At 39.4% G+C, this 7202-nt stretch carries 9 protein-coding genes and 1 pseudogene; 4 read left to right on the top strand and 6 right to left on the bottom strand.

Annotated features, from left to right (window positions below; all coding sequences use genetic code 11):
• Position 1: 1 nt before the first annotated feature.
• The 6 genes from rplD to rpsL form a co-directional block, all read right to left on the bottom strand.
• On the bottom strand, positions 2–631 hold the full coding sequence (rplD, locus tag HMPREF9073_RS08460) for a 50S ribosomal protein L4 (RefSeq protein ID WP_009750933.1): 630 nt from the start codon (positions 629–631) through the stop codon (positions 2–4).
• Positions 631–1248, bottom strand: coding sequence for a 50S ribosomal protein L3 (gene rplC, locus HMPREF9073_RS08465; protein ID WP_009750934.1), 618 nt, complete (start codon positions 1246–1248; stop codon positions 631–633). The genes rplD and rplC overlap by 1 nt, the downstream gene beginning before the upstream one ends.
• Before the next feature lie 181 nt (positions 1249–1429).
• Positions 1430–1741 (bottom strand): 30S ribosomal protein S10, encoded by a 312-nt coding sequence (gene rpsJ, locus HMPREF9073_RS08470; RefSeq protein ID WP_002679460.1) that lies wholly within the window; start codon positions 1739–1741, stop codon positions 1430–1432.
• A 12-nt stretch (positions 1742–1753) separates the two neighbouring features.
• Positions 1754–3874, bottom strand: coding sequence for an elongation factor G (gene fusA / locus HMPREF9073_RS08475; RefSeq protein ID WP_009750935.1), 2121 nt, complete (start codon positions 3872–3874; stop codon positions 1754–1756).
• 8 nt (positions 3875–3882) lie between these two features.
• Positions 3883–4359 carry a 30S ribosomal protein S7 gene (gene rpsG, locus HMPREF9073_RS08480; protein ID WP_002679527.1) on the bottom strand — a complete coding sequence of 159 codons (477 nt, stop codon included), beginning with the start codon at positions 4357–4359 and terminating at the stop codon, positions 3883–3885.
• A gap of 32 nt (positions 4360–4391) precedes the next feature.
• On the bottom strand, positions 4392–4805 hold the full coding sequence (rpsL, locus tag HMPREF9073_RS08485; protein WP_002679283.1) for a 30S ribosomal protein S12: 414 nt from the start codon (positions 4803–4805) through the stop codon (positions 4392–4394).
• A gap of 528 nt (positions 4806–5333) precedes the next feature.
• Between rpsL and HMPREF9073_RS08490 the strand changes: the two genes are divergently transcribed.
• The 4 genes and pseudogenes from HMPREF9073_RS08490 to HMPREF9073_RS08505 all read left to right on the top strand — a co-directional run bounded on the left by HMPREF9073_RS08490 (position 5334) and on the right by HMPREF9073_RS08505 (position 7090).
• Complete coding sequence (locus HMPREF9073_RS08490) at positions 5334–5657, top strand: hypothetical protein (protein ID WP_009750937.1); 324 nt, start codon at positions 5334–5336, stop codon at positions 5655–5657.
• A gap of 161 nt (positions 5658–5818) precedes the next feature.
• Positions 5819–6020 (top strand): annotated as a pseudogene (locus HMPREF9073_RS08495) (helix-turn-helix transcriptional regulator).
• A 329-nt stretch (positions 6021–6349) separates the two neighbouring features.
• Positions 6350–6727: a hypothetical protein gene (locus tag HMPREF9073_RS08500; protein WP_009750939.1), complete on the top strand. Its 378-nt coding sequence runs from the start codon at positions 6350–6352 to the stop codon at positions 6725–6727.
• 6 nt (positions 6728–6733) lie between these two features.
• A complete protein-coding gene (locus tag HMPREF9073_RS08505; protein WP_009750940.1) occupies positions 6734–7090 on the top strand; it encodes a TfoX/Sxy family protein in 357 nt (118 codons plus the stop codon).
• Positions 7091–7202: the final 112 nt, after the last annotated feature.

Consider the following 7202-nt stretch of genomic DNA (forward strand, 5'->3'; position numbering starts at 1 on the left):
CTTATTTTGTTAAAATTGACTCTAAAACTGCTACTGAGCTCTCAGTAAGTACTACCTTTGCAGCGTTGACTACTTGGTAAGTATTTAATTCTGAAGCTGTTACTACGCTTGAAGTAGGTACGTTACGAGAGGACAAATATACGTTATTATTTGTATTTGGCAACACAAAAAGTGATTTTTTATTTTCTAAGCCGAGGGATTTCACAACAGCTGTAAAATCTTTAGTTTTAGGGGCGTTGAAATTTAAATCTTCAACTACAACGAGGGCTTGGTTTTGCACTTTAGCGCTGAGGGCAGAGCGGCGAGCCAATCGTTTTACGTTTTTAGTAAGTTTTTGTGTATAATCTTTAGGACGAGGACCGAATATGCGACCGCCACCCACAAATACAGGAGATTTTACGCTACCTGCACGAGCTGTACCAGTACCTTTTTGTTTTTTGATTTTGCGAGTACTACCAGCTACTTCGTTTCTTTCTTTAGCCTTGTGAGTACCTTGACGTTTGTTAGCTAAATAGCGTTTTACATCTAAGTATACTACGTGATTGTTAGGCTCGATACCGAATACAGCATCAGAAAGGGTTACCTTTCTACCTGTTTCTTTTCCTTGTATGTTTAATACTGCTACTTCCATTATTTGTGAATAGTTACGTAAGCATTTTTGTGACCTGGGATACAACCTTTTACTAGTAAAAGATTTTTCTCAGCAACCACTTTTAATACTTTCAAGTTTTGTACTGTTACCTTTTCAGCTCCCATACGTCCAGCCATACGCATACCTTTGAATACGCGAGAGGGGTAAGACGAAGCACCTACTGAACCTGGTGCTCTGAGGCGGTTGTGCTGACCGTGAGTAGTTTGACCTACTCCGCCAAAACCGTGGCGACGTACCACCCCTTGGAAGCCTTTACCTTTGGAAGTTCCTGTGATATCGACGAACTCGCCTTCGGTGAAGAAATCGACGGTGATAGTATCACCTAATTTGTAATTGTTTTCAAAACCTTGGAATTCAACAACTTTTTTCTTTACAGAAGTACCTGCTTTTTTGAAGTGACCAAGCTCAGCTTTGGTAGCACGTTTTTCTGCTTTGTCATCGAAACCAAGTTGAAGAGCCTCATAGCCATCAACCTCTTTGGTTCTGACTTGGGTAACTACGCAAGGACCTGCTTCGATGATGGTACAAGGTACATTTTTACCGTTCTCATCAAAAATGCTGGTCATTCCTACTTTTTTTCCGATTAACCCAGACATAAAATTAAATATTAAATTAGTTATTAGTTTTTTATTTAGGAGTCAGGGGACAGGTGTGAGGTATCAGGGAATGATACCTATAAATGTTTCAGGGTCAAAAAATGCCCGAGGCTTTTTAACCCTGAATCATTTTTATCCGTTTTTCCCTAACCCGCAGTTTCGGGACATTTTAGTAAAGTTATTAAACTTTGATATCTACGTCAACACCGCTTGGTAATTCCAATTTCATCAAAGCGTCGATAGTTTTAGATGAAGAGCTGTAGATGTCGAGGAGACGTTTGTGAGAGCTCAATTGGAATTGCTCACGAGCTTTTTTGTTTACGTGAGGAGAGCGCAATACAGTAAATATTTTTTTGTGGGTAGGTAGCGGAATAGGTCCTACTACTACAGCACCGGCTGCTTTTACTGTTTTTACGATTTTCTCAGCAGATTTATCTACCAAGTTGTGGTCGTAAGATTTTAACTTTATTCTTATTTTTTGTTGATTACTCATTTGCTTAATAATTTAGTTGCCTCTGGCGTTTTTAATTACTTCGTCTGCAATGTTAGAAGGAGTTTCGGCATAGTGAGAGAACTCCATTGTAGAAGTAGCACGACCTGATGAGAGAGTTCGAAGTGCTGTTACATAGCCGAACATTTCTGATAATGGAACAAAAGCTTTGATTACTTTAGCGCCATTACGGTCGTCCATATTATTTACTTGACCACGACGGCGGTTCAAGTCGCCTACGATATCTCCCATATTTTCTTCTGGAGTAATAACTTCCAATTTCATAATAGGTTCCATCAATACGGCTTTTGCAGCGCGAGCAGCTTCTTTGTAACCCAATTTGGCTGCCAACTCGAATGACAATGAATCGGAATCGACAGGGTGGAAAGAGCCATCGATAAGAACGATTTTCATTGCGTCCATTTCGAAGCCTGCCAAAGGTCCGTTTTTCATAGCTTCTTTGAAACCTTTTTCAACTGATGGGATATACTCTTTAGGGATGTTACCACCTTTGATTTCGTTGACAAACTCAAGACCTACTTTACCTTCTTCGGCTGGTTCCATACGGAATACGATGTCGGCGAATTTACCACGACCTCCAGTTTGTTTTTTGTAGACTTCGCGGTGATCAGCTTTACCTGTAATAGCCTCTTTGTACTCTACTTGAGGTTGTCCTTGGTTTACTTCTACTTTGAACTCGCGTTTGAGGCGGTCTACAATGATATCCAAGTGCAACTCACCCATACCAGAGATGATAGTTTGTCCAGAGGCTTGGTCAGTTTTTACTTGGAAGGTAGGGTCTTCTTCAGCGAGTTTAGCTAAAGCCATACCTAATTTATCAACGTCGGCTTTTGTTTTAGGTTCTACAGCAATACCGATTACTGGATCAGGGAATACCATACTTTCGAGTACGATAGGATATTTTTCGTCGCAAAGGGTATCACCAGTTTTGATATCTTTAAAACCTACTGCAGCCCCTATATCACCAGCTTCGATGTATTCGATAGGATTTTGTTTATTAGCGTGCATCTGGTAGATACGAGAGATACGCTCTTTGTTGTTTGAACGAGTGTTCAATACGTAAGAACCTGCATCTAGGTGACCTGAGTAAGCGCGGAAGAATGCCAAACGTCCTACATAAGGGTCAGTAGCAATTTTAAACGCTAAAGCTGAGAAAGGAGCATCAACGGCTGGTTTGCGTAGGGCAGGTTCGCCAGTTTCAGGGTTAGTACCCTCGATAGCTTCTTTGTCAAGAGGTGAAGGCAAGTAGCGGCATACCGCATCAAGCATAAATTGCACCCCTTTGTTTTTGAATGATGAACCGCACACCATTGGGATAATAGCCATATCCATTACAGCAGCACGTAGTGCTTTGTGTATTTCCTCTTCGGTGATAGAGCTTTCATCTTCCATAAATTTTTCGAGAAGACCTTCGTCGTAACCAGCTACTTCTTCAATCAATTGAGCACGGTATTTAGCTACGTCTTCTTTCATATCGGCAGGAATTTCTACTATATCAAAGGTAGAACCTGAGTTTTCTTCGTGCCATACAATAGCGCGGTTTTTAATCAAATCTACAACGCCTTTAAAGTCAGCTTCGTCACCGATAGGCAATACGATAGGAACGGCGTTAGATTTGAGCATATCTTTTACCTGGTTGCAAACATTGAGGAAGTTAGCTCCTTGACGGTCCATTTTGTTTACGAACCCAATACGAGGAACTTTGTAGTTATCAGCCAAGCGCCAGTTAGTTTCAGATTGAGGTTCTACACCGTCTACGGCAGAGAAGAGGAATACTAATCCATCAAGTACGCGCAAAGAACGGTTTACCTCAACGGTAAAATCGACGTGACCGGGAGTATCGATAATATTGAAGTGATACTCTTTAGCGTCGGCTGTAGGTTTACCATTTTCGGTAGGGAAGTTCCATTTACAAGTGGTTGCAGCAGATTGGATAGTGATACCGCGTTCAGCTTCTTGTTCCATCCAGTCCATAGTAGATGCACCATCGTGAACTTCACCGATTTTGTGAGTTTTACCGGTATAGAAAAGTATACGTTCGGTAGTGGTGGTTTTACCAGCATCGATGTGAGCGGCAATACCTATGTTTCTTGTATATTTTAAATCTCTACTCATCGTGTTAATTAGAATCTAAAGTGTGAGAATGCTTTGTTAGCTTCAGCCATACGGTGCGTATCCATTTTTTTCTTCACGGCAGCACCTTCTTCTTTAGAGGCAGCGATAATTTCGGCAGCCAATTTCTGAGCCATAGATTTCTCGTTGCGTTTACGAGCGTACCCGATGAGCCATTTCATAGCCATAGAGACTTTACGGTCTGGGCGAATTTGCATAGGAATTTGGAAGGTAGCACCCCCTACACGGCGAGAGCGTACTTCGACGTGAGGCATTACGTTGCTAAGAGCATCTTTCCAAACTTCTAATGCCGACTTTTCGTCGTTATTTTTCTTTTGTTCTACGATATCGATAGCGTCGTAGAATACTTTAAAAGCCACTGATTTTTTACCGTCCCACATAAGGTTATTCACGAAGCGGGTAACCAATTGGTCGTTAAACTTAGGATCCGGTAAAAGTGGGCGTTTTTTAGCCTGTCTTTTTCTCATTTCTTTTCAGTTAAAAGATTTTGTGTGTTAAATTACTTTTTCTTACCTTTAGCTGGTGCGGCAGCGGCTTGTCCTGGTTTAGGGCGTTTAGCACCGTATTTAGAGCGACGTTGCGTTCTACCGGCAACACCGGCAGTATCAAGTGCGCCACGCACGATGTGATATCTAACACCTGGTAAATCTTTTACCCTTCCGCCTCGTACCAATACTATCGAGTGCTCTTGGAGGTTGTGACCTTCACCTGGGATGTAAGCGTTCACCTCATTGCCATTAGTTAAACGAACACGAGCTACTTTACGCATAGCAGAGTTCGGTTTTTTAGGCGTAGTGGTGTACACACGTGTACATACACCGCGGCGTTGTGGGCACGAATCCAAAGCAACCGATTTACTCTTCTTGGTAATTCTGGTTCTTCCTTTTCGTACTAATTGTGAAATTGTTGGCATAATTTACAATACTATATATTTATTTATTTGTTTACTTGAGTTTTAGGCTTTAATTATTCAAAGCGGGTGCAAAAGTACAATTATTTTTTAAAACCACAAAACTATCTGAAAGATAAGAGGTAAGAGAGGTTAGGGGTTAGGGGTTGGGGGTTAGATGCAGTAATTACCTATTACACACTGATTATCAACATATTACACATTTACTTTTTATAGAAGTAATTATATTATAAGGAGTTATATACTTTTAATTTTGTTACAAATATCACAAAAAAGTTGTTTTTTAGGTAAGAGATAAGAGGTAAGAAAATGTAAGGTGTTTAAAATGTTTTGTTTGTGGGGGCGTTTGCAAAAGGGCGTTTGCAGCACATACTCAGCTATCGCTGGCTTCTTACACAACATACTTCAAAAGTGATTGATTATCATAACTCCACGAATTTTCACTAATTTTCACCTGACGGTAAATTACGAATCTATTTGTATTTGTTATTAGAAAGTATTACCTTTGCCTTTGATAAACATTTTTTTACAATGAGGAGTCTTTATTTCATTACTATTATAGTAATTATAATGCTGGGGGTGGTACACTCGGCACTGAGTTTTAAGAAGTATGAGCATTTTTCAGCTGAAGGTTTTTGGTTTTTCAGTGCTGGATTAGCTCTTATCTTTGCTGGGATTGCTAACTTGATGCATTACCAACTGCAACTGCCTCTTAGTTTTCGTTATTGTATTATTATAAATGTACTTTTGGTGGGATTCACTGTGCTATTAGCTGTAAAAGTTCATTTACCTACTACATTATTGGTAGCGTTTTTTTCGGTATTGATGACCTTTCTGATATTAATAAACAAGTAAATATGGGAAATATATGTTTTTACTCAATCAACATTACCTTTTACTATTGAGGAAGAGAAAATAACGCAGTGGTTTGACGAGTTGAGAAATTTCAATAAAAAAATACACCCGAAAAGGTATAATCTAATTAGCTAATTTGTTAATTAGTCAATTTACTAATTATGAATATCGCTTCTTTTGTAAAGGAAAGGCGTAAGGAGTTACGCCTTACACAGCCTGAATTGGCAATGCGAGCGGGCGTCGGACTGCGCTTTGTACGTGAATTGGAACAGGGCAAAAAAACCTTGCGTTTAGATAAAGTAAATCAAGTTATTGGCTCTCTTCGGTGCCGAAGTAGGGGTCGTAACTCTTGTAGAGAAATGAAACAAGTAGTAAGCGTTACCTACTTGGCAACAGTGGATTGAGCGTAGTTTTCTTTCTGCTACAATGAAAGAACAGTACGTCCATTTGCTGATTTACAAATTTACTAATTTACTAATCGATTAAAAAAACTAATAACTATATATAATTTTGACGAACTCGACGCCCTTACTGATCACCTTATAGACGAGGAAATACAAGCATATGACCTGCCTTATTATATAGAACTAATGTTTGAAGGTTCTACTCTTATAGATTTGCCTAAATACGCAAGGCAGTACAAGGCAAACTTTGTGATACATTGAAAAAGGAATCGTTTAAATAACAACTCTATGACTTCAGACGAATTTGCAAAGAATTTTTACCTTGAAAAACTAAATTTTCTAAAATCCTGCTTTGAAGAGCAGCCCCAATACCCCAGTGCTGTAAATGCCAAAATAAAAGAAATGGTGCTCAGTAACACTCAGCAAGAGCAGCTAAAAGAAGTAATAGATACCCTCTTAACAGATGTTTTTTACAGCGTTTTATTAGGATTAGATGGTGAAAATTCCATAGGCAACACCCAGCAGACTTACAAAATATACGATGAAGATGGCAATCTTATTTCCGATTGTGGGGAATTGGAAGTCAGTGCTTATGAATACTTTCACGAGGGCAAATATGAAGGTACTACTTTTGCCCCCGATCTCAAAGAGCATTTAAAAATCTAATATAAAATGGCTTATAGTATAACACTTGCGAATAGAGTTCGCGAATATTTAGCTGAAATTTCTCATATCACGGTGGAAGAAAAAGCGATGTTTGGCGGTTTGGCTTTCTTGGTGAATAACAAGATGTGCATCAATATAGGAGAGGATTGCCTAATGTGTAGGTTTGACCCTCAACAGACAGAAGAAATTGCCGAAAGGCAGGGCTTCTCGCCAGTGGTAATGAGAGGCAAAGAGCTCTCTGGCTATTGCTATGTAGACCCTACGGGGTACAACCAAAAAAAAGACTTTGATTTTTGGTTACAACTCTGTTTAGAGTTCAACAGCAAGGCAAAGAGTTCTAAGAAAAAGAATAAAAACAACTAAAAAATCCCTGTGAGGTACTTACCTCATAGGGATTTTTGTTAATCATCAATTGCCCCACTAATCATCATAAATTCTATTTTAACGTGAGTTCGACGTAAGTAATTACTTAACA

This window comes from Capnocytophaga sp. oral taxon 326 str. F0382 (assembly GCF_000318295.1).
GTDB lineage: Bacteria > Bacteroidota > Bacteroidia > Flavobacteriales > Flavobacteriaceae > Capnocytophaga > Capnocytophaga periodontitidis.

Coding starts and splice junctions, on each gene's coding strand:
- rplD (WP_009750933.1), bottom strand. CDS start 631: ATGGAAGTAGCAGTATTAAACATACAAGGAAAAGAAACAGGTAGAAAG.
- rplC (WP_009750934.1), bottom strand. CDS start 1,248: ATGTCTGGGTTAATCGGAAAAAAAGTAGGAATGACCAGCATTTTTGAT.
- rpsJ (WP_002679460.1), bottom strand. CDS start 1,741: ATGAGTAATCAACAAAAAATAAGAATAAAGTTAAAATCTTACGACCAC.
- fusA (WP_009750935.1), bottom strand. CDS start 3,874: ATGAGTAGAGATTTAAAATATACAAGAAACATAGGTATTGCCGCTCAC.
- rpsG (WP_002679527.1), bottom strand. CDS start 4,359: ATGAGAAAAAGACAGGCTAAAAAACGCCCACTTTTACCGGATCCTAAG.
- rpsL (WP_002679283.1), bottom strand. CDS start 4,805: ATGCCAACAATTTCACAATTAGTACGAAAAGGAAGAACCAGAATTACC.
- HMPREF9073_RS08490 (WP_009750937.1), top strand. CDS start 5,334: ATGAGGAGTCTTTATTTCATTACTATTATAGTAATTATAATGCTGGGG.
- HMPREF9073_RS08500 (WP_009750939.1), top strand. CDS start 6,350: ATGACTTCAGACGAATTTGCAAAGAATTTTTACCTTGAAAAACTAAAT.
- HMPREF9073_RS08505 (WP_009750940.1), top strand. CDS start 6,734: ATGGCTTATAGTATAACACTTGCGAATAGAGTTCGCGAATATTTAGCT.